We start from the raw sequence: 20,005 nt of genomic DNA on the forward strand, positions 1-20,005 counted from the left end.
GATGGGAAGGGCGCGGCGGGGCAGGGTGCCCCGAGCCGCGGAGGATCCGGGGCGCCCGGCCGCTTCGGCGGACCGGCGCGAGACGACGAGGAACGGAGCGACACCCATGGCCATCGTGGTCATCACCGGTACGGACACCGAGGTCGGCAAGACGATGACGACCGCGGCCGTGGCCGCCGCGTCCCTGGCGCAGGGGCTGAGCGTCGCGGTGCTCAAGCCCGCGCAGACCGGGGTGGCCGAGGGCGAGCCGGGCGACGCGGCGGAGGTGGCCCGGCTCGCGGGCGCGGTCACCGCGGTGGAACTGGCCCGCTACCCCGAGCCGCTGGCGCCCGCCACCGCCGCGGCCCGCGCCGGGATCCCGGCCGTCGGACCCACGGACATCGCGGAGGCCGCCGCCAAGCTGTCCGCCGTCCACGACGTGGTGCTGGTGGAGGGCGCGGGCGGGCTGCTGGTCCGCTACGACGATAAGGGCAGCACGCTCGCCGACGCCGCCGCGCTCATCCGCGCCCGGGTGCTGCTGGTGGCGCGGCCGGGCCTGGGCACGCTCAACGCCACCGCGCTGACCGCCGAGGCCCTGGCCAAGCGCGGCCTGAGCTGCGCCGGGGTGATCTTCGGTAGCTGGCGCGGCGAGCCGGACCTCGCCGAGCGCTGCAACGTCGCCGACGTCCCCGAGGCCGCGGGGGCGCCGCTGCTCGGGGCGCTGCCGCAGGGGGCGGGCGCGCTGTCCCCCGCGGCCTTCCGCGCCGCCGCGCCGGAGTGGCTCGCGCCGCAGCTGGGCGGTACGTGGGACGGGGAGGCCTTCGCGCAGGTCTACGCGGCGCCGGCGTTCGCCTCCTGAGGCGGGACCGGGGCGGCGGGGCCGGGGCGGGTCAGGCCGGGACGGTCCAGCCGCGCAGTTCCTCGGCGATGCGGTCGACGCCGGCCGACCCGTCCTTGACCAGCCGGGCCAGGTCGCGCACCCGCTCGGGCGTGGTGCTCACGTGCTGCCCGCCGGCCACCAGGTAGGCGTACGCGACGGCGGTGGCGAAGAGCGCGTTGGAGCGTTCGAGGGCGGGGACGTGCAGCAGCAGCTGGAGCAGGGAGGCGGCGCGGACGTGGTCGTCCGGGTAGACGGGCACGCCGAAGATCTCGGCCTTGTGCCTGCCGACGGCCGCGACCAGCGCGCCCCAGTCGGTGACCAGGGGGTCGCCGGGGGTGTTGTGCTCGGCGACCATCAGCAGCCAGGCCAGATCTATGGTCAGGCTCAACGCGGGCTCGTGTCCCTGTCGCCGAACTCCTCCGCGAAGACCGCCTCGTACTCCTTCATGAAGTCCGCGGCGGCCTGGACGAACGCCCTGCCGCTCTCGCCCTCGTCGCGGCGGACCAGTTCCTCGATGTAGCGGTTCACGCTGATGCCGCGCTGCGAGGCGCGTTCCCTCGCGGTCTCCGCGGTGGCTTCGTCCACCCGCACGTTCAACTGGGTCTTGGCCATGGCACCACGCTAGCGCCGTGGCGCTAGTAGCGGCAAGGCCACCGGTGCCCCCCGCGCTGCCGCCCCCCGGCCAGCGGCAGCCGTCTCGCATCCCGGAATTGCGGGCCGGGGGCAGCGGGCCGGTGATGGGATGCCGGACATGAGCAATCCCCTGATCAGGGCCGCCGTCCCCGCCGACGCGGCAGGCGTGCTGGCCTTCTGGCAGGTGTCCGCCGAGGGCACCAGCATCACCGACGACGAGGCCGGGGTCAGCCGGCTCATCGCCACCGACCCGGGCGCGCTGCTGCTCGCCGAGCGCGACGGGGAGCTGGTGGGCACGGTGATCGCGGGCTTCGACGGATGGCGCTGCCACCTCTACCGGCTGGCGGTGCACCCCGGCGCGCGCCGCCAGGGCCTCTCCCGCGTGCTGCTGGACGCGGCCGAGGAGCGCTTCCGCGCGCTGGGCGGGCGGCGCGGCGACGCGATGGTGCTGGAGCGCAACGAGCGCGCCCACCACGCCTGGCACGCGGCGGGCTACGCGCCCGAGCAGCAATGGCGCCGCTGGACGAAGCCGCTGCGCGAGGCGTGAGCCGCTGAGGGAAGCCGTCCCGCCCGGCCGCGGGCGGGTGGGGACCTGCGCGGGGCCCGGACGCCCGGCATCGGCATCGGCATCGGCATCGGGGGCGTTCCCGCGGCCCGGGGCACCGCACGTCACCGTCCGGACAGCGTCTGCGGCGAGCCGGGGCCGCCGCCCGCGGGCGGGTGGGGGCCTGCGCGCGCCCCGGGCCCGTCGCGGGCAGCCGAGCGGCGTCCGCGACGGGCCCGGGGCGCGGGCCGCAGGCAGCCGGACAGCAGGCGCGGCACCAGCCGTGAGCGGCAGGGGGATGCCCGCCGGGCGTGGGCTCGGCCGTGCCGCGCCCGTACGGCGCACGCCGGGTGCGCCGGGGCGGGCGGTGGCCGACGATGGGGGCGAGGTGTCCGATGACCGAAGCGCTGCTCCTGCTGCTGGCCCTGCTCCTCAGTCTCGCCTGCGGCGTCTTCGTCGCAGCGGAGTTCTCGCTGACCACGATCGAGCGCGCGGAGGTGGAGCGCGCCGCGCGGGACGGTGAGCGGGGCGCGGCCGCGGCGCTCGCCGGGGTGCGGTCGCTGACCGTGCAGCTGTCGGGGGCGCAGCTCGGGATCACCGTCACCGGGCTGATCATCGGCATGCTGTCCCGCGGCTCGATCGCCGAGCTGCTGCGCGGCCCGCTGCGTGCCGCCGGGCTCGGCGGCGGCGCCGCCTCGTCGCTGGCGCTGGTGCTGGGCACGGCGCTGTCGACGGTCGTGCTGATGGTGGTCGGTGAGCTGGTGCCGAAGAACTGGGCGATCTCCCGGCCGCTGCCGGTCGCCAAGGCGGTCGCGGGCCCGCAGCGCGCCTTCACCGCCGCTTTCGGCCCGCTGATCCGGCATCTGAACAACACCGCCAACCGGGTGCTGCGCCGGATGGGCCTGGAGCCCGCCGAGGAGCTGGCCTCGGCCCGCGGCCCGCAGGAGCTGAAGGCGCTCGCCCGGCACTCGGCGAAGGCGGGCGCGCTGGAGCCGGACTCCGCCGAGCTGTTCGTCCGCACGCTGGGTCTCGCCGATCTCACCGCGGAGAACGTGATGACCCCGCGGGTGCAGGTCACCGCGCTGGAGGCGCGGGCCACGGCCGCGGACGTCGCGAACGCCACGCGGGCCACCGGGCTGTCCCGCTTCCCGGTCTTCCGCGGCACCCTCGACGCGGTGATCGGCACCGTGCACATCAAGGACGTGCTGGCCGTGCCCGCCGCCCGCCGGGACCGCACCCCGGTCACGGACCTGCTGCGGGACGCGCTGCTGGTGCCCGAGTCGCTCGCGGTGGACCGGCTGCTGGACCGGCTGTCGGGGGCGCGCGCGATGGCGGTCGTCATCGACGAGTACGGCGGCACGGCGGGCGTCGCCACCCTGGAGGACATCGTCGAGGAGGTCGTCGGCGAGGTGCAGGACGAGCACGATCCGCTCCAGCAGCCCGACCTGCTCTTCGTCCGCGAGGAGCCGGACGGCCGGCGCACGTACCGGGCGGACGGCGCGACGCGCACCGAGGACCAGCTGGTGCGGATCGGGCTGCGGGTGCCGGACGGCCCGTACGAGACGCTCGCCGGGCTGGTCGCCGAGCGGCTCGGCCGCATCCCGGTGCGCGGCGACCGGCTCCGGCTGGACGGCTGGCTGGTGGAGGTCGAGGACGCGTCGGGGCACCGGGCGGCGCGGGTGCGGCTGGTGTCCCCGCCCGCCGGGCCGGGGGAAGCGCGCCGATGACGGTCGTCCAGCTGCTCGTGGGGCTGCTCACGCTGGTGGTCAACGCCTTCTTCGTCGGCGCCGAGTTCGCGCTGATCTCGGTGCGCCGCGACCAGGTGGCCGCCGCCGCGGAGGAGGGCGACCGGCGGGCGGCGCGGGTGCTGTGGGGGCTGGAGCACCTGGCGCCGCTGCTGGCCGCCGCCCAGCTCGGCATCACGGCGTGCACCCTGGTGCTGGGCATCGTCGCGGAGCCGGCCATCGCGCATCTGCTGGAGCCGGTGCTGCACGCCATGGGCGCGGCGCAGGGGGCGATCCATGTGATCGCCTTCGTGGTGGCGCTGGCGCTCGCGACGTATCTGCACATGCTCTTCGGCGAGATGGTCCCGAAGAACATCGCGCTGGCCGACCCGGTGCGCTCCGCCCTGCTGCTGGGGCCGCCGCTGGTGGGCTTCACCCGCGCGCTGCGGCCGGTCATCTTCGGGATCAACGCGCTGGCGAACGCCGGACTGCGGCTGCTGCGGGTGGAGCAGCGCTCGGAGGTGGCCGCGGTCTTCTCGGACGACGAGCTGGCCGCGATGGTCGCCGACGCGGGCGCCGCGGGGCTGCTGGACCAGCGGGCCACCGGGCGGTTGCGCGAGGCGCTGGACCTGGGGCGCAGGCCGGTCGGGCAGATCGTGCTGCCCGCGGACCAGGTGGTGCGCGCCTCGCTCGGCATCACCCCGGACGGGCTGGAGGCGCTGGCGGCCCGCTCCGGCTTCTCGCGCTTCCCGGTCGCGGACGGGGACGGGCGGGTGCTCGGCTACCTGCACGTCAAGGACGCGCTGGACGCCGAACCGCGGGACGCCGCCTTCCCCCGGGAGGCGCTGCGCCCCATCACCCGGGTCGGCGCGGCGACCCCGCTGGACGACGTGCTGACGGCGATGCGGGCGGCCAGCGCCCACCTCGCGGCGGTCGTGGACGCGGACGGCCGCGGGGTGGGGCTGGTCACCATGGAGGACGTGCTCAAGCGGCTGGTCGGCCCGGGACGGGTGTGAGCCGGGCCCCGAGGCGCGTCACCAGGGGAGCGTGCCCTCGGCGTCGAAGAAGCCGCCGGTGGGGCCGCCGGGACCGGTCTGCGCCATCCGCACGATGATCTCGGCGCCCTGCTCGACGCTCTGCCCGCCCCGCTTCCCGTTGAGGTCGGTCGCGGTGTAACCGGGCTCGACGGCGTTGATCCGGATCTGCGGGAAGGCCTTGGCGTACTGCACGGTGAGCATGTTGACCGCGGCCTTCGAGACCGGGTAGGCGACGCCGGGGTAGGCGTAGGCGTGGGTGCCGGGGTCGCTCACCCGGGCCAGTGAGGCAAGTCCGCTGCTGACGTTGACGACGACCGGGGCGGCCGACCGCAGCAGCAATGGCAGGAAGGCGCGGGTGACGCGGACGAGCCCGAGGACGTTGGTGGCGAAGGTCCCTTCCATCATCTCCGGGGTGAGCCCGGCCGCACCGGTGACGGCGCCGTCGGCGGCCATCTCCTGCTGGATGCCGGCGTTGTTGACGAGGACGTCGAGGCCGCCGGCCGCCTCGATCGCCGCGGCCGCGGCCGCGACCGACGCGTCGTCGGTGACGTCCAGCAGGACGGCGGTGGCGCCCAGCTCCGCGGCGGCCGCCCGGCCCCGCTCCGCGTCCCGGCAGCCGAGGTAGACGGTGTGGCCCGCGGCCACCAGCCGGCGGGCGGCCTCCCGGCCGAGGCCCTTGTTCGCTCCGGTGATCAGTGTCGCTGTCATGCCCTCACGGTGCGGCGGCGCGGTGGCCGGCTGCCAGCGCCCCCGGCTTCCTGGGACCGGCAGTACCAGGACGGACGGCCCGCGTCGGTGCGACAGTGGGGGGCATGGCGACCACGGAATTCGGGCACACACTGCGGCGCTGGCGGGACCGCGTCTCACCGGAGTCGGCCGGGCTCGCGGCGGGCGGCCACCGGCGGGCGGCCGGGCTGCGCCGCGAGGAGCTGGCGATGCTCGCCGGGATCTCCGTCGACTACATCACCCGGCTGGAACAGGGCCGCTCGGCCAACCCGTCGGAGCAGGTCGTCGAGGCGCTGGGACGCGCGCTGCGGCTGTCGGGGCCCGAGCGCGAGCAGCTCTTCCACACCGCGGGCCTGGTGCCGCCGGGCCGCGGGACGGTGCCCGCGTACATCCCGGCGAGCGTGCAGCGGCTGCTGGACCGGCTGTCGGGGACGCCGGTGGCGGTGTCGGACGCGGCCTGGACGCTGCTGCTCGCCAATCCGCTGCACAACGCGCTGATGGGCGAGTTCCACGGCAAGGAGCGCAACGCGGTGTGGCGGCACTTCCTGGGCCAGGGCAACCCCCGGGTCGTGCACAGCGCCCGGTCGCTGGCCACGCTGGAGGCCGCGCAGGTCGGCGCGCTGCGGACGACCGCCGGGCGCTACCCCGCCGACCAGCGGCTGGGGCGCCTCATCGCGGAGTTGCGGGCGGGCAGCGAGCGCTTCGCGCAGCTGTGGGACTCGCGGGAGGTGGGCGAGCACGACGGGTCGCGCAAGACCGTCGACCACCCGGAGCTGGGCCTGATGACGCTGGACTGCGACCTGCTCAGCGTCGAGGGCAGCGAGCTGCGCATCATGGTCTTCACCGCGGAGCCGGGCACCGAGGACGCCGAGAAGCTCGCGCTGCTGTCGGTCATCGGCACCCAGAAGCTCAGCGACAGCCCGTAGCACCTCCGGGCGGCCCCCGCGGGCCATGGCGGGCGGCGCCCGGCGGATAGGATCGCGCCGCGATGGAAAGCGACACGACTGACACCCCCGCGGAGATCTCCGCCGACCCGGCCCCGGGCATCCCCGCGGCGCCCCGGCCGTACCGCAGCTTCGTCGCCCTCGGCGACTCCTTCACCGAGGGCATGTCGGACCTGCTGCCCGACGGCAGCTACCGCGGCTGGGCCGACCTGCTGGCCGCGCGCCTGGCGCAATTGCCGGGCGCGGAGGCCGGCGACGCGGGCTTCCGCTACGCCAACCTCGCGGTGCGCGGCAAGCTGATCCGGCAGATCGTCGAGGACCAGGTGGACGCGGCCGCGGCGATGCGCGCGGACCTGGTCACCCTGGTCGGCGGGCTCAACGACGTGCTGCGCCCCGGCTGCGACGTCGACGCGGTGTGCGCGCACCTGGAGGACGCGGCCGGGCGGCTCGCCCCGTCCTGCGGGCAGCTCGTGCTGATGCGCAGCCCGGCACGCCGCGGCCCGGTCGCCACCCGCTTCCTGCCGCGCATGGAGCAGCTGTTCGCCTTCGTCGAGGACCTCGCGGCCCGGCACGGCGCCGTCGTGGTCGACCTGTACGGGGCCGAGGTGCTCGGCGACCCGCGGATGTGGGGCGAGGACCGGCTGCACCTGACCGCGGAGGGCCACGAGCGGGTCGCCGAGGCCGTGTGGCAGACCCTCGGACTGCCCGCGACAGGCGACTGGCGGGCGCCGCTGCCGCCCGCGGTGCGGCCCGGCTGGGCCGCCCGGCGGCTGGCCGACGCGTCCTTCACCCGCCGCCATCTGCTTCCGTGGATCGGCCGCAGGCTGACCTGCCGCTCCTCCGGCGACGGCCGCCCGGCCAAACGCCCCGACCTGCTCCCGTACGGACCGGCCCTGCCCGCGCCCGAACCGCCGGCGGCGCCGCTGCCGTCCGAGGCCGGCCACTGAGCCGGCCGGACCGACGGCAGGCCCGCGACCAGTAGAATCAGCGCGTGACAGCCAAGCCGCGTATCCCGAACGTCCTCGCCGGCCGCTATGCCTCCACGGAGCTGGCCGCCCTGTGGTCCCCCGAGCAGAAGGTGGTGCTCGAACGCCGCCTGTGGCTGGCCGTGCTGCGCGCCCAGGCCGATCTCGGCATCGAGGTGCCGGAGGGGGCCGTCGCCGACTACGAGCGGGTCCTGGAGCAGGTCGACCTGGGCTCGATCGCCGAGCGCGAGAAGGTCACGCGGCACGATGTGAAGGCCAGGATCGAGGAGTTCAACGCCCTGGCCGGGCACGAGCAGATCCACAAGGGCATGACGTCCCGCGACCTGACCGAGAACGTCGAGCAGCTGCAGATCCGGCTGTCCCTGGAACTCGTGCGGGACCGCACGGTCGCGGTGCTGGCGCGCCTCGCGCAGCTCGCCGGGCAGTACGCGGAGCTGGTCGTGGCCGGCCGCTCGCACAACGTGGCGGCGCAGGCCACCACGCTCGGCAAGCGCTTCGCGACCGCGGCCGACGAGCTGCTGGTGGCGTACGAGCGGGTCGAGGACCTGATCGCCCGCTACCCGCTGCGCGGCATCAAGGGCCCGGTCGGCACCGCGCAGGACATGCTGGACCTGCTGGGCGGCGACAGCGGCAAGCTCGCCGAGCTGGAGCAGCGGATCGCCGCGCACCTGGGCTTCTCGCGCGCCTTCACCTCCGTCGGCCAGGTCTACCCGCGCTCGCTGGACTACGACGTGGTCAGCGCGCTGGTGCAGCTCGCGGCCGCGCCGTCGTCCACCGCGAAGACGATCCGGCTGATGGCCGGGCACGAGCTGGTGACCGAGGGCTTCAAGCCCGGCCAGGTCGGCTCGTCCGCGATGCCGCACAAGATGAACACCCGCTCCTGCGAGCGCGTCAACGGCCTGATGGTGATCCTGCGCGGCTACGCCTCGATGACCGGCGAGCTGTCCGGCGACCAGTGGAACGAGGGCGACGTGTCCTGCTCGGTGGTGCGCCGGGTCGCGCTGCCCGACGCCTTCTTCGCCTTCGACGGGCTGCTGGAGACCTTCCTGACGGTGCTGGACGAGTTCGGCGCCTTCCCCGCGGTCGTGGCCCGCGAGCTGGACCGCTATCTGCCCTTCCTGGCCACCACCAAGGTGCTCATGGGCGCGGTGCGGGCGGGCGTCGGCCGGGAGATCGCGCACGAGGCGATCAAGGAGAACGCGGTGGCCTCGGCGCTGGCGATGCGCGAGCAGGGCACCGAGCGCAACGAGCTGCTGGACCGGCTCGCCGCCGACGAGCGGATCCCGCTGGACCGCGCGGAGCTGGACGCGCTGATGGCCGACCGGCTGTCCTTCACCGGCGCCGCCGCCGGGCAGGTCGCCGAGGTCGTACGGCGGGTCGAGGACGTCGTCAAGGCGCGTCCCGAGGCGGCGGCCTACCGCCCGGGGGCGATCCTCTGACGTCCGCGCCGGCCGTGCCGCCGCGGCTGCCCACGCCATCCGCGCAGGAGCTGGCGGCGGCCTGCGACCGCACGCCGGAGGACGTGATCGGGCCGGGTGGGGGCACCTCCCGGGCGCAGCTCCGGGGGAGGGTGCTGTTCTGCGGGATCAACCCGGGGCTGATGTCGGCGCACACCGGCTACCACTTCGCCCGGCCCGGCAACCTCCCCCGAAGCTGCGCACGGGTGGTGCCCCCAGGGCCCGCGCTGCACGCCTCCGGCTTCACCCCGCGCCGCTTCGCGCCGGTGGAGCAGGCGGACCTGCTGGGCCTCGGGCTGGGCGTGACGGACGTGGCGGCGCGGGCCACCGCGCGGGCCGACGAGCTGAGCCGCGAGGAGCTGGTCGAGGGCGGCGGGCTGCTGGCGGCGAAGGTCGCCGGGCACCGCCCGGCGTGGCTGGCGATACTGGGCGTCACGGCCTACCGGGTGGCCTTCGCCGAGCCCCGCGCGCAGGTGGGCCCGCAGCCGCGGACGCTGGGCGACACCCGGATCTGGGCGCTGCCGAGTCCGAGCGGGCTCAACGCGCACTGGACGCCGGCGGCGCTGGCCGAGGAGTTCGGCCGGCTGCGCCCGGCGGCGCCCGCGCCGCCCGCCCCGCGCGGCTGACGGAACGTCAGCACCGGGCCGGACGGCACGGTGACGATGGCACCCAAACGTAACGGGACCGCACTCGCCGCGTAGCCCTGCGCCCGGTACGATCCGCCACACACAGGCACAGGCTGGGAGGACATACGTGGGGCGACTCACCGGCGGGGACCCGTCCCTGCTCAGGCGGATCAACTCCGCGGTCGTCCTGCACGCCCTGCGCGGGGCGCAGACCCCCACGCTCACCGAGCTGGTGCAGAGCACCGGCCTGTCCCGGCCCACCGTCGAGGGTGTCATCGAGGGTCTGACGGAATCGGACCTGGTGGTGGAGGTCGGCCCGGAGGCCGGCGACACCCGCAAGCAGGGCCGCCCCGCGCGGCGCTTCCGCTTCCACGCCGAGGCCGGGCACCTGCTGGGCATCGAGATCGGCGCGCACCAGATCCGGGTCGTGCTGTCCGACCTCGGCGGCCAGGTGCTGGGCTCGCACGGCCGGGAGGTCGACGAGGGCGCGAGCGCCGACGACCGCCTGGAGCGGGTCCGCGGCACCGTCGCCGAGCTGCTGCGCAAGGCGGGCGTCGCACGCAGTACGCTGTGGGCGGTGGGCGTGGGCAGCCCCGGCATCGTCGGGACGGACGGCGAGGTGCGGCTGGGCACCGCGCTGCCCGGCTGGACCGGGCTGCCGCTCGGGGAGCGGCTGCGGCGCTCCTTCCGCTGCCCGGTGCTGGTGGAGAACGACGCGAACGTGGCGGCGGTGGCCGAGCACTGGAAGGGCGCGGCGGTCGGCACCGACGACGTGGTCTTCGTGCTGGCCGGGCTCAGCCCGGGAGCGGGGTCGCTGATCGGCGGCCGGCTGCACCGCGGTTCCGGCGGCGCGGCCGGTGAGATCGGCGCGCTGCACCTGCTGGGCCGCGAGGCGACACCCGAGCACCTGCTGTCGACCACCGGAGAGCCGCTGCACCCGCTGGACGAGCCCGCGGTGACGCGGGTCTTCGCGCTGGCCCGGCAGGGCGACGCGCAGGCCACCCACGCGGTGCAGCGCTTCCTGCACCGGCTGGTGCACGACGTGGCGGCGCTGGTGCTCGCGATCGACCCGGAGCTGGTCGTGATCGGCGGCTGGGCGGCGGGCCTGGACGGCATCCTGGAGCCGCTGCGCGCCGAGCTGGCCCGCTACTGCCTGCGCACCCCGCAGGTGGTGCTGTCGGCGCTGGGCCAGGAGGCCATCGCGACGGGCGCGCTGCGCCTAGCCCTGGACCACGTCGAGGAGCAGCTCTTCACCGTCCAGCAGACGTCGATGGCGCTGCGCTGACCCGCACGGGCCGTACGGGCGCGGGCTGCGCCGGCCCGCGGACCGTACCGGGCGCGGCCGTACGGACGCGACGAGGGCCCGTCTCCCCCTGCCGGGGTGACGGGCCCTGTGCGTGCTCGGGCGCGGGTCAGGAGGCCTGGCGGCTGACCTGCTGCTGGTGGTGGGTGACTTCAAAGGCACCCGCGTCGCCGAAGGTCAGCTTGCAGGTGTCGGCGCGGTAGGTGGCCAGCGACACGGCGGCGACCCGGCCGCCCGCGTAGTAGCGCGAGGTCACGACGAGGACCGGGGCGCCGGGGAGCCGGTCGAGCTGCTTGGCGTCGTCGGCGCGGGCGGAGCCCAGCTCGACGGCGCGGTCCTCGCCCTCCAGCGCCAGCGCGTGCAGCTCGCGCAGCACGGCGGGGGCGTGCGCGGCGGGCGTGAGGTCACCGGGCAGGCCCGGCACGGACGAGCGCGGGACGTACAGCAGCTCGGCGGCGACCGGCTGGCCGCGCATCACGCGGGCCCGGCGGATGGTGTGCACGGCCTCGTCGGCCCCGGTGCCGAGCAGCGCGGCGACCGGCGCGGGGGCGACGGCCTCGACGCACCCGGCGGTCTCCCACGCGTCCCGTCCGGCACCGGGCCACACACCGGCCGAGGGGCCGACGGACACGCCCATGCGCGGCGGGGCGACCGTGGTGCCGACACCGCGGCGGCGCTGGAGCCGGCCCTCCAGTTCGAGCTGTTCGAGCGCCTGGCGCAGCGTCGCGCGGGCGACGCCGAAGCGGGCGGCGAGGTCGCGCTCGTTCGGCAGGATCTCACCGACCTCGAACTCGGAGTCGAGCGCGTCGTTGAGCACCGTCTTGAGATGCCAGTACTTCGGCTCCGGCACCGATTCGAGCTGCGTGGTCCCCACCCTGTCCTCGCAATCAGCCATCAGCTCAAGGCTTGTTCAGCCTTGTTTCCTAACCAGTGTTTATTAAAGGTCCTTGCACTACTAAGGACGATAGAGCGGCCCGTCACTCTTGGTCAAGACCAATCCTCGAACCGGCACAGGCGCCCAGGAAGGGGATATGTCCAGTGTTCATGCGATGTTGACGGAGTGCTGCGATAGTGTTCGTGATCATCGAGCGGCGCCTGGTGCCGCACGGCGGCACGAGGGAGCGGACGGCCGATGGACGAGGTCACGCTGGTCACCGGGGGCAGTCGGGGCATCGGCGCGGCGGTCGCGCTGCGGCTGGCGGCGGCCGGCCACCGGGTGGGCATCGGGTACGAGCGGGCCAAGGACGCCGCCGAGGACGTCGCCCGGCGGATCCGCGAGCAGGGCGGCACGTGCCTGCCCTACCAGCTCGACACCAGCGACGCCGGACAGGTGGACGGCTTCTTCGACACGGTCCGGGCGGAGCTGGGCGCGGTCACCGGCCTGGTGAACAACGCCGGGATCACCGGGCCGCTCGGCCGCTTCACCGAGACGCCCGTCGAGGTCATGCGCCGGGTGGTGGACGTCAATCTGATGGGCGCGCTGCTGTGCGCCCGGCGCGCGGCGCTGGAGATGTCCACGCGCCACGGCGGCGAGGGCGGCGCGATCGTCAACATCTCCTCGGGCGGCGCCACGCTCGGCAGCCCGGGCGAGTACGTGCACTACGCGGCGAGCAAGTCCGCGGTGGACGCGCTGACGGTGGGCCTGTCGAAGGAGCTGGGCCCGGACGGGGTGCGGGTCAACTCGGTGCAGCCGGGCATGGTGGTCACCGACATCCACGCGACGATGGGCGACCCGCAGCGGCCGTGGCGCAACCCCGAGCGGGTCCCGATGCGCCGCCCCGGCCAGCCGGAGGAGATCGCCGGAGCGGTCGCGTGGCTGCTGTCGCCGGAGGCGTCCTACACGACGGGCGCGGTGCTGCGGATCGCCGGCGGCCTCTGACCGCAGCCGCCGGACGGGTGGCGCGCACTCTCCACCCACCCGGGGCCTCCCGCCCCGGGTGCGGTGCGTCCGCTGCCCGCGCGCGGGGCGTCCCGCGTTCGACCGGGTGTGTCATGAGTGTTGACCTGAGCATGGCCGAAACCCGACGGTGATACCCGGTAACACCGCGGCAACCCGCGGCTGCCCGCGTCCCGGGACAATCCGTGGGTCCCGCGGCACCCGCGCCCGCCGGCCCGCCGCCGCGCGTGCCCGCCGCGGCTCGTCGCACGTCCCACTCGCACGCAGAGGAGCACCATGCCTGGACCCGTCGTGGACACCGCCAAGCGGCTGTCAGGACCGCCGCCCGGCGGCACCTTCCTGGACCGCTGGTTCCGAATATCGGAGCGCGGGTCGACCCCGGTACGGGAGCTGCGGGGCGGTCTGGCCACCTTCTTCACGATGGCCTACATCCTGGTCCTCAACCCGATCATCCTGTCCGGGGCGACCGACAAGTTCGGCCACCACCTGTCGACCGCGCAGCTGGTCACCGCGACCGCGCTGGTGGCCGCGGTGATGTCGGCGATCATGGGGGTCGGCGGCAACCTGCCGCTGGCCATCGCAGCCGGGCTCGGCCTCAACGCCGTCGTCGCCTTCCAGCTCGCGCCCAAGATGAGCTGGCCGGACGCGATGGGCCTGGTGGTCCTGGAAGGCGTGGTCATCTGCGTCCTGGTCGCGACCGGGCTGCGCGAGGCGATCATGAACGCGATCCCGCTGCCGATCAAGCAGGCGATCAGCGTCGGCATCGGCCTGTTCATCGCCTTCATCGGCTTCGTCGACGCCGGGTTCGCCAGCCGCATCCCGGACGCCGCGCACACCACCGTCCCCGTGCAGCTCGGCGCGACCGGTGCGCTCACCGGCTGGCCGGTGCTGGTGTTCTGCCTCGGCGTGCTGCTGACGGTCGCCCTCGTCGCGCGCCGGGTGAAGGGCGCGATCCTGATCAGCATCGTGGTGATGACCGTCGTCGCGATCGTCGTCAACAAGATCGCCGACCTGCCGGCCGGCGCGTGGGGCCTGACCGCGCCGAAGGTGCCGCACGACATCGTCGACACGCCGGACTTCGGGCTCATCGGCCACTTCAGCCCCTTCGGCGCCTTCTCCGAGGCCGGAGTCGTCACCTCCGTGCTGTTCATCTTCACGCTGGTGCTGTCGGACTTCTTCGACGCGATGGGCACGATCGTCGGCATCTCCAGCGAGGCCGGGCTCGTCGACGAGCAGGGCAAGGTGCCCAACATCGGCCGGGTGCTCTTCATCGACGGCCTCGCGGCAGCCGCGGGCGGCGCCGCCTCGGCCTCGTCCAACACCGCCTACGTCGAATCGGCTGCGGGCGTCGGCGAGGGGGCGCGCACGGGCCTGGCCAGCGTCGTGACCGGCGCGCTCTTCGCGGTCTCGCTCTTCCTCTCGCCGCTCGCGGCCGTCGTGCCCTCGCAGGCGGCCGCGCCCGCGCTCGTCGCGGTGGGCTTCCTGCTGATGGCGCAGGTGCGGAACATCGACTGGACGCAGTACGACATCGCGATCCCGGCCTTCCTCACGATCGCCGCGATGCCCTTCACCTACAGCATCACCAACGGCATCGGGGCGGGCTTCGTGTCCTTCGTCGCGATCAAGCTGGCGCTCGGCAAGGTGCGGGAGATCCACCCGCTGGTGTGGGGCGTGTCGGTGTGCTTCGTCGCCTACTTCGCGATCGACCCGCTCCAGCAGCTGCTCGGCGTGAAGTAGCGCCCGCCACCTGCCGCTTCGGCCCCCTCCCGGACACGGGACCCGCTCCGCGCCGCGCCCGCCCGAGGAGGGGGCGGGCAGGCGCGGGCGGTCGCGGCGCCCCGACCGGGACGGGGGCGCCCGGTCGGGGCAGCTGGCCGGGCCGGTGCCGCGCACCGGCCCGTACTGTCACAACTCCCGCCATCGCACCGGAGTTCCCGCCACCGGACATTTCCCCCGCACCTCCTGGCCGGGCCCCCGGTCCGCCGACCGGGGGGTGTCCGCGGCGCCGTGGGTGTCCGAGGGTGCGCGTAGATTGCCGCGGGACAGGTGAGACAAGGGAGGACCGGGTATGACCACCGACTTCGCCGGGCTCGCGGTGCCCGCGGCGGACGGCGCCCCCGCGCTGCGCCTGCGCCCGTGGGCCGCGGGCGACGCCGAGGAGCTGGCACTCGCCCACCGGGACCCCGCGCTCCGGCGGTGGCTCGCGACCAGCATCGACGGCGAGGCCGAGGCGCGGCGCTGGATCGCGGCGCAGGCCGACGGCTGGGCGGACGGCACGCGGTACGCCTTCGCCGTGCTGGCGGAGGAGGACCGGCGGCTGCTCGGGCACGTCGCGGTCAAGCGCAAGGCGGCCGGGGACGCGTCGGCGGAGATCGGCTACTGGACGGCGGCCGCCGCCCGCGGCCGCGGGGTCGCCCCGCACGCGGTCCGCGCGGTCACCGGCTGGGTGCTCGGCGGCGGCCACGGTACACCGCCCGACCGGCTGGAACTGCTGCACGCCGTGGACAACACCGCGTCCTGCCGGGTTGCCGAGAAGTGCGGCTTCGCGCTGCGCGCGGTGCTCGACCCGTACCCGCCGCAGTTCCCGCAGCCGGGACACCGTCATGTCCACGGGCCCGCCGCCGGCTGAACTCCCGGACGGGCGGCCCGCGTCGGGATCCTGAGCGCTTCGATCGGTTTCGTACCGGCAACGGGCGGCAATGAAGGGAAAGGGCCGGTTGACCGAGAAGACCCGTCCTTTACCGTCTGGTCACGGCATGTTCGTGATCGCGCAACAAGGCTTCGCCATTGTAGGCGTATGCCACATTCGACTCCTGAGCCCCCGGCCGGAGCCGTGACCCGGTTCCGGCTGTGGCCGCTCGCCCGCCGCTCCCGCCCGACGCGGGGCGCCGGAGCCGCGTCGCCGCTTCCCGTCCCGCTGCCGGAGGCCGCCGCCGAACCCGCGCTGTGGCGGCTGCGCACCACCGTGCGGGACACCCCCGGCAGCCTCGCCGCGGTGTGCGCGGCGTTCGCCGGGGCCCGGGTGGACATCGTCACCCTCCAGACCCACCCGCTGGCCGAGGGCACCGTCGACGAGTTCCTGCTGCGCGCGCCCGGCGGCACGGCCGGCTCCGAACTGGCCCGCCTGGTGGAGGGCGCGGGCGGCGCGGACACGTGGCTGGAGCGCGCCGACACGCACGACCTCGTCGACACCCCGGCCCAGGTCCTGGCCCTCGCCACCCGTACCGCGCTCGACCCCGCCGAACTCCCCCTGGCGCTGCGCCAGCTGTTCGGGCGCTGCACCGTCACCGCGGCCCCGGCCGTCCCCGGCGAGGAGCCCGTGGAGGCGCTGGAGCCCGCCATGATGCAGCTGCGCGACCCGTCCGGCGGCACCCTGACGGTGCGCCGGGCCCACCCGCCCTTCACGCCCACCGAATTCGCGCGGGCGCGGGCGCTGGTGGAGCTCGACGCCCGGCTCGGCGTACGGACCCCCGCGGCACGCAGGGCCCGCACCCTCGCCTCCGGCGACGAACTGACGGTCCGCCGGGCCGGGCCCGAGGACCACGCGGCCGCGCTCGCGCTGCACGCGCGCTGCTCCCCCGCGACGCTGGCCCGCCGCTACCACGGCCCGGTCCAGGACGCCGACCGCTACCTCGCGCACCTGCTCACCCCGCGCTTCGGCCAGTCGCTGGCCGTCGAGACCGCCTCCGGCCAACTGGTGGCGCTCGGCCACCTGCTGTGGGACGGCGAGGAGAACGAGGTCGCGCTGCTCGTCGAGGACGCGTGGCAGCGGCGCGGCATCGGCAGCGCGCTGCTGCGCGGACTCGTCGAACTCGCAGCGGAGGCCGGGCGCTCCAGCGTCTACGCGGTGACGCGCGCAGCAAACCCGGGCGTGGCGGGGGTCATGCGGGAGCTGGGGCTCCCGCTCGACTACCAGGTCGAGGACGGCACGCTCGTCGTGACCGCGACGCTGCCGGCGTCGCCGGCGGAGCTGCCGTGGGGGGCGGTGCGCCGTCCGGCGGGGGGCTGAGGTGGTCCTGGCGGACCGGGGCGCTACGGGGTGCCCCTCGCTGTGTGAGTCGCGACCCCGCGCCGTGCATGGCCGAGCGCGCAGTTCCCCGCGCCCCTGACGCCCCGGACTGCCCCTAACGGTGTGAGTCGCGACCCCGCGCCGTGCATGGCCGAGCGCCAGCTCCCCGGGGCTCCGCGGACTGCCGGCTGTGGGGCGGGAAATTGCGGTCGGGGAGGGGGGCGTGCGGAGTTCCTCGCGGGGACGGGGGTCGGGTGCGGGGATCTTGCGGTGGTCGGGGGCGCGGGGCGGTGGCAATCGGTGCGGGGTTCGTACGAAGATGGCCGCATGTCCAATCTGACCAGCACCTCGCTTCCCCGGGAGGTCGCCGACGCCTACGTCGACGACCTCATCGAACTCGACCCGCTGCTCGGCACGTATCTCGGTGTCGCCAGTTCCGCACGGCTGCTGCCGGACTTCTCGCCCGCCGGGGCGGACCGGCTCGCCGCGCTGAACCGGCGGACGCTGGAGCGGCTGACCGCGGCCGAGGCCGTGGAGGGGGCGGACAGCGGCGTGGAGCGCCGGTGTGCACGGCTGCTGCGGGAGCGGCTGACCGCCGACCTCGCGGTGCACGCCGCCGACGAGCACCTGCGGACGGTGAGCAACCTCAACTCCCCCGCGCACACCGTGCGCGAGGCGTTCACGCTGATGCCCACCGAGACGCCCGAGCACTTCGCCGACCTGGCCGCGCGGCTGCGCGGCGTGCCGGCCGCACTGGAGGGCTACCGGGCCTCGCTCGCCGAGGGGCTGTCGCGCGGGCTGCCGGGCGGGCCGCGCCAGGTCGAGACGATGGTGGCGCAGTTCGGCGAGTGGGCGGGTGAGGGCGGCGACGGCGGCAGCTGGTTCGCCGAGCTCGTCGCGGAGGGCCCGCAGGACATGCGCGTGGAGCTGGACGGGGCCGCGGCCGAGGCGACCGCCGCGTACGCGGCGCTGCGCGACTGGCTGCGCGACGTCTACGCGCCCGCCGTCGCCGGTACGCCCGACGCCGTGGGCCGCGAGCGGTACGCGACCTTCTCGCGCATGTGGAACGGCACCGACCTGGACCTCGAAGAGGCCTACGCGTACGGCTGGTCCGAATACCACCGGCTGCACGCCGAGATGGTCACCGAGGCCGCCAAGATCCTGCCCGGCAAGGACCCGTGGGAGGTGCTCGCCCACCTCGACGCGCACGGGCAGGCCGTCGAGGGCGTCGAGGAGGTCCGCCAGTGGCTCCAGGAGCTGATGGACGAGGCGATCGAGGGCCTGGACGGCACGCACTTCGACCTGGCCGACCGGGTCAAGCAGGTCGAGGCGCGGATCGCCCCGCCCGGCGGCGCCGCCGCGCCGTACTACACCGCGCCGTCCGAGGACTTCACCCGGCCGGGCCGCACCTGGCTGCCGACGATGGGCCGGACCCGCTTCCCGGTCTTCGACCTGGTCTCCACCTGGTACCACGAGGGTGTGCCGGGCCATCACCTGCAGCTCGCCCAGTGGGCGCACGTCGCGGGCGACCTGTCCCGCTACCAGGCGACCGCGGGCCTGGTCAGCTCCAACGCGGAGGGCTGGGCGCTCTACGCGGAGCGGCTGATGGACGAGCTGGGCTTCCTGTCCGACCCCGAGCGGCGGCTCGGCTACCTGGACGCGCAGATGATGCGCGCGGTGCGGGTGATCATCGACATCGGCATGCACGCCGAGCTGGAGATCCCGGCCGACTCGCCCTTCCACCCGGGCGAGCGCTGGACGCCGGAGCTGGGCCAGGAGTTCTTCGGCCGGCACAGCGGGCGGCCGAAGGCCTTCGTCGAGAGCGAGATCGTCCGGTACCTCGGCATGCCCGGTCAGGCGATCGGCTACAAGCTCGGCGAGCGTGCCTGGCTTCTGGGCCGCGAGGCGGCGCGGGCGGCGCACGGTGACGCGTTCGACCTGAAGGCGTGGCACATGGCGGCGCTGTCGCAGGGCTCGCTGGGCCTGGACGACCTGCTCGCGGAGATCTCGGCCCTGTAGTACGCGTCGCGGTGGTGGCGCCCGGCCGTGCGCGGCCGGGCGCCACCACCGTCCCCGGCACTTCTCCTCTGCTCCTGGACAAGGCGGTACGGCCGATGACCCTGCACGCTTCGCTGGACGGCGGTCGGCTCGTGCTGACCGAGGGGCGGCTGACACTGCGCGAGCAACTGCCGCGGGACGCCGCGGAACTGGCCGAGGGCAAGCCCGCCGGGCTGGTCTGGATCGACGGCGCCCCGGGCGAGGGCACGATAGGCGCGGCCTCGATGACGGTGGCCGCCGCGGTCGCCGGGCTCTACCGGCCCGGCTGGGGCGTCTTCGCGATCCAGCGCTCCGCCGACGGCACGGCGCTGGGCGGCGCGGGCTTCCACGGCCCGCCGGACGCGGGGGCGGTCGAGATCGGCTACGACCTGTCCGCGTCCGGCCGCGGGGAGGGCTGGGCCACCGACGCGGCGCGGGCGCTGTGCCGGTGGGCGCTGGGCCAGCCCGAGGTGGACCGGGTGCTGGCCACCACCGAGCCGGGCAACGGCGCGTCGCAGGCGGTGCTGGGCCGGGTCGGCTTCGTGCGCGTCGCCGACCGGGGCGAGCTGTGGGCGTACGAGCTGCGGGATCTGCCCGCCTGACGCCCGCTGCCGTACGCGCCGCCGCGAGCGCCGTTCAGCAGCCGCAGTCGTCGGCGCCGACCGGGGCGGTCAGCGGGTCGGCGGCGCGCTGCTCTGCGCCCTCGGCGCTCTCGTAGCCGAAGCCCTCGCGGATCCAGTACTCGATGCCGCCGAGCATCTCCTTGACCTGGTAGCCCCGGGAGGCGAGGGCGTACGCGGACCGGGTCGCGCCGTTGCAGCCGGGGCCCCAGCAGTGCACGACCACCGGGACCGCGCGGTCCAGGAACGCGTCGGCCAGCTGCGGGATCTGCGCGGTCGGCAGGTGGACGGCGCCGGGGACGTGGCCCTGCTCCCACGCCTCGGTGCTGCGGGTGTCGACGAGGACGAAGCCGGGGTGCGCGCCGGTCTCGGCGGCGGTGGCCAGGGCCGCGGCGACGTCGGACACGTCGGTGTGGAAGGCGAGGCTCGCGGCGAAGTGCGCGGCGGCTTCCGCGGGGGTGGCCGGGGGGACGCGCAGGACGGGGTTCTCGCTGGTCACGGCGGGTGCGGGGGTGGCCTCGGCGGCGGTTTCGATGATCATGGCCGGAACTCTACGGTCGATGCGCGGGGCCAGGAAGGGCGGTTCCCCGGCGTCCTGGTCGA

General features: G+C 75.3%; 20 protein-coding genes. 15 read left to right on the forward strand and 5 right to left on the reverse strand.

Annotation, left to right across the window (positions count from 1 at the left end; translation table 11 throughout):
* Nucleotides 1-106 precede the first annotated feature (106 nt).
* Nucleotides 107-838, forward strand: coding sequence for a dethiobiotin synthase (gene bioD, locus ACH4PY_RS30830; RefSeq protein ID WP_398190316.1), 732 nt, complete (start codon nt 107-109; stop codon nt 836-838).
* A 31-nt stretch (nt 839-869) separates the two neighbouring features.
* Here the strand turns inward: bioD and ACH4PY_RS30835 are convergent, their stop codons facing one another.
* Nucleotides 870-1,247, reverse strand: a complete 378-nt coding sequence (locus ACH4PY_RS30835) for a fic family toxin-antitoxin system, toxin component (RefSeq protein WP_398190319.1) — start codon at nt 1,245-1,247, stop codon at nt 870-872.
* Nucleotides 1,244-1,471: an antitoxin gene (locus ACH4PY_RS30840; RefSeq protein WP_398190322.1), complete on the reverse strand. Its 228-nt coding sequence runs from the start codon at nt 1,469-1,471 to the stop codon at nt 1,244-1,246. The genes ACH4PY_RS30835 and ACH4PY_RS30840 overlap by 4 nt, the downstream gene beginning before the upstream one ends.
* A 130-nt stretch (nt 1,472-1,601) precedes the next feature.
* Between ACH4PY_RS30840 and ACH4PY_RS30845 the strand changes: the two genes are divergently transcribed.
* The 3 genes from ACH4PY_RS30845 (at nt 1,602) to ACH4PY_RS30855 (ending at nt 4,776) form a co-directional block, all read left to right on the forward strand.
* A complete protein-coding gene (locus ACH4PY_RS30845; RefSeq protein WP_398190325.1) occupies nt 1,602-2,039 on the forward strand; it encodes a GNAT family N-acetyltransferase in 438 nt (145 codons plus the stop codon).
* 392 nt (nt 2,040-2,431) lie between these two features.
* On the forward strand, nt 2,432-3,763 hold the full coding sequence (locus ACH4PY_RS30850) for a hemolysin family protein (RefSeq protein ID WP_398190328.1): 1,332 nt from the start codon (nt 2,432-2,434) through the stop codon (nt 3,761-3,763).
* A complete protein-coding gene (locus ACH4PY_RS30855) occupies nt 3,760-4,776 on the forward strand; it encodes a hemolysin family protein (protein WP_398190331.1) in 1,017 nt (338 codons plus the stop codon). Before ACH4PY_RS30850 ends, ACH4PY_RS30855 begins: the two co-directional genes overlap by 4 nt.
* An 18-nt stretch (nt 4,777-4,794) precedes the next feature.
* On the opposite strand, the gene ACH4PY_RS30860 is transcribed toward ACH4PY_RS30855, so the two are convergent.
* Nucleotides 4,795-5,505, reverse strand: coding sequence for an SDR family NAD(P)-dependent oxidoreductase (locus tag ACH4PY_RS30860; protein ID WP_398190334.1), 711 nt, complete (start codon nt 5,503-5,505; stop codon nt 4,795-4,797).
* 104 nt (nt 5,506-5,609) lie between these two features.
* Here ACH4PY_RS30860 and ACH4PY_RS30865 point away from each other — a divergent pair, with 104 nt between their 5' ends.
* The 5 genes from ACH4PY_RS30865 (at nt 5,610) to ACH4PY_RS30885 (ending at nt 10,821) form a co-directional block, all read left to right on the forward strand.
* Complete coding sequence (locus ACH4PY_RS30865) at nt 5,610-6,449, forward strand: helix-turn-helix transcriptional regulator (RefSeq protein WP_398190338.1); 840 nt, start codon at nt 5,610-5,612, stop codon at nt 6,447-6,449.
* Between the two features lie 62 nt (nt 6,450-6,511).
* Nucleotides 6,512-7,414 carry an SGNH/GDSL hydrolase family protein gene (locus ACH4PY_RS30870; protein ID WP_398190341.1) on the forward strand — a complete coding sequence of 301 codons (903 nt, stop codon included), beginning with the start codon at nt 6,512-6,514 and terminating at the stop codon, nt 7,412-7,414.
* 44 nt (nt 7,415-7,458) lie between these two features.
* A complete protein-coding gene (gene purB / locus ACH4PY_RS30875) occupies nt 7,459-8,892 on the forward strand; it encodes an adenylosuccinate lyase (RefSeq protein ID WP_398190344.1) in 1,434 nt (477 codons plus the stop codon).
* A gap of 83 nt (nt 8,893-8,975) precedes the next feature.
* A complete protein-coding gene (locus ACH4PY_RS30880; RefSeq protein WP_398190529.1) occupies nt 8,976-9,536 on the forward strand; it encodes a mismatch-specific DNA-glycosylase in 561 nt (186 codons plus the stop codon).
* A gap of 127 nt (nt 9,537-9,663) precedes the next feature.
* On the forward strand, nt 9,664-10,821 hold the full coding sequence (locus ACH4PY_RS30885; protein WP_398190347.1) for an ROK family protein: 1,158 nt from the start codon (nt 9,664-9,666) through the stop codon (nt 10,819-10,821).
* A 127-nt stretch (nt 10,822-10,948) separates the two neighbouring features.
* Here the strand turns inward: ACH4PY_RS30885 and ACH4PY_RS30890 are convergent, their stop codons facing one another.
* Complete coding sequence (locus ACH4PY_RS30890) at nt 10,949-11,713, reverse strand: GntR family transcriptional regulator (protein ID WP_398190532.1); 765 nt, start codon at nt 11,711-11,713, stop codon at nt 10,949-10,951.
* Between the two features lie 258 nt (nt 11,714-11,971).
* Here ACH4PY_RS30890 and ACH4PY_RS30895 point away from each other — a divergent pair, with 258 nt between their 5' ends.
* From ACH4PY_RS30895 to ACH4PY_RS30920, 6 genes are all read left to right on the forward strand, one after another.
* Nucleotides 11,972-12,718: an SDR family oxidoreductase gene (locus ACH4PY_RS30895; protein ID WP_398190350.1), complete on the forward strand. Its 747-nt coding sequence runs from the start codon at nt 11,972-11,974 to the stop codon at nt 12,716-12,718.
* Nucleotides 12,719-13,012: 294 nt separating this feature from the next.
* Nucleotides 13,013-14,473: an NCS2 family permease gene (locus tag ACH4PY_RS30900; RefSeq protein WP_398190353.1), complete on the forward strand. Its 1,461-nt coding sequence runs from the start codon at nt 13,013-13,015 to the stop codon at nt 14,471-14,473.
* A gap of 331 nt (nt 14,474-14,804) precedes the next feature.
* The gene (locus ACH4PY_RS30905) at nt 14,805-15,365 is read left to right on the forward strand and encodes a GNAT family N-acetyltransferase (protein WP_398190358.1); all 561 of its coding nucleotides are present in this window, start codon (nt 14,805-14,807) and stop codon (nt 15,363-15,365) included.
* Between the two features lie 27 nt (nt 15,366-15,392).
* Nucleotides 15,393-16,745: a GNAT family N-acetyltransferase gene (locus ACH4PY_RS30910; RefSeq protein ID WP_398190535.1), complete on the forward strand. Its 1,353-nt coding sequence runs from the start codon at nt 15,393-15,395 to the stop codon at nt 16,743-16,745.
* A 327-nt stretch (nt 16,746-17,072) separates the two neighbouring features.
* The gene (locus ACH4PY_RS30915) at nt 17,073-18,764 is read left to right on the forward strand and encodes a DUF885 domain-containing protein (RefSeq protein WP_398190362.1); all 1,692 of its coding nucleotides are present in this window, start codon (nt 17,073-17,075) and stop codon (nt 18,762-18,764) included.
* Between the two features lie 95 nt (nt 18,765-18,859).
* On the forward strand, nt 18,860-19,384 hold the full coding sequence (locus tag ACH4PY_RS30920; RefSeq protein WP_398190365.1) for a GNAT family N-acetyltransferase: 525 nt from the start codon (nt 18,860-18,862) through the stop codon (nt 19,382-19,384).
* Nucleotides 19,385-19,418: 34 nt separating this feature from the next.
* Here ACH4PY_RS30920 and ACH4PY_RS30925 read toward each other — a convergent pair whose 3' ends face one another.
* A complete protein-coding gene (locus tag ACH4PY_RS30925) occupies nt 19,419-19,943 on the reverse strand; it encodes a rhodanese-like domain-containing protein (RefSeq protein ID WP_398190369.1) in 525 nt (174 codons plus the stop codon).
* Between the last annotated feature and the right edge of the window lie 62 nt (nt 19,944-20,005).

Source organism: Streptomyces sp. NPDC021224, assembly GCF_044332905.1.
Classification (GTDB): domain Bacteria; phylum Actinomycetota; class Actinomycetes; order Streptomycetales; family Streptomycetaceae; genus Actinacidiphila.

Coding starts and splice junctions, on each gene's coding strand:
- bioD (WP_398190316.1), top strand. CDS start 107: ATGGCCATCGTGGTCATCACCGGTACGGACACCGAGGTCGGCAAGACG.
- ACH4PY_RS30840 (WP_398190322.1), bottom strand. CDS start 1,471: ATGGCCAAGACCCAGTTGAACGTGCGGGTGGACGAAGCCACCGCGGAG.
- ACH4PY_RS30845 (WP_398190325.1), top strand. CDS start 1,602: ATGCCGGACATGAGCAATCCCCTGATCAGGGCCGCCGTCCCCGCCGAC.
- ACH4PY_RS30850 (WP_398190328.1), top strand. CDS start 2,432: ATGACCGAAGCGCTGCTCCTGCTGCTGGCCCTGCTCCTCAGTCTCGCC.
- ACH4PY_RS30855 (WP_398190331.1), top strand. CDS start 3,760: ATGACGGTCGTCCAGCTGCTCGTGGGGCTGCTCACGCTGGTGGTCAAC.
- ACH4PY_RS30860 (WP_398190334.1), bottom strand. CDS start 5,505: ATGACAGCGACACTGATCACCGGAGCGAACAAGGGCCTCGGCCGGGAG.
- ACH4PY_RS30865 (WP_398190338.1), top strand. CDS start 5,610: ATGGCGACCACGGAATTCGGGCACACACTGCGGCGCTGGCGGGACCGC.
- ACH4PY_RS30870 (WP_398190341.1), top strand. CDS start 6,512: ATGGAAAGCGACACGACTGACACCCCCGCGGAGATCTCCGCCGACCCG.
- ACH4PY_RS30895 (WP_398190350.1), top strand. CDS start 11,972: ATGGACGAGGTCACGCTGGTCACCGGGGGCAGTCGGGGCATCGGCGCG.
- ACH4PY_RS30900 (WP_398190353.1), top strand. CDS start 13,013: ATGCCTGGACCCGTCGTGGACACCGCCAAGCGGCTGTCAGGACCGCCG.
- ACH4PY_RS30905 (WP_398190358.1), top strand. CDS start 14,805: ATGACCACCGACTTCGCCGGGCTCGCGGTGCCCGCGGCGGACGGCGCC.
- ACH4PY_RS30915 (WP_398190362.1), top strand. CDS start 17,073: ATGTCCAATCTGACCAGCACCTCGCTTCCCCGGGAGGTCGCCGACGCC.
- ACH4PY_RS30920 (WP_398190365.1), top strand. CDS start 18,860: ATGACCCTGCACGCTTCGCTGGACGGCGGTCGGCTCGTGCTGACCGAG.
- ACH4PY_RS30925 (WP_398190369.1), bottom strand. CDS start 19,943: ATGATCATCGAAACCGCCGCCGAGGCCACCCCCGCACCCGCCGTGACC.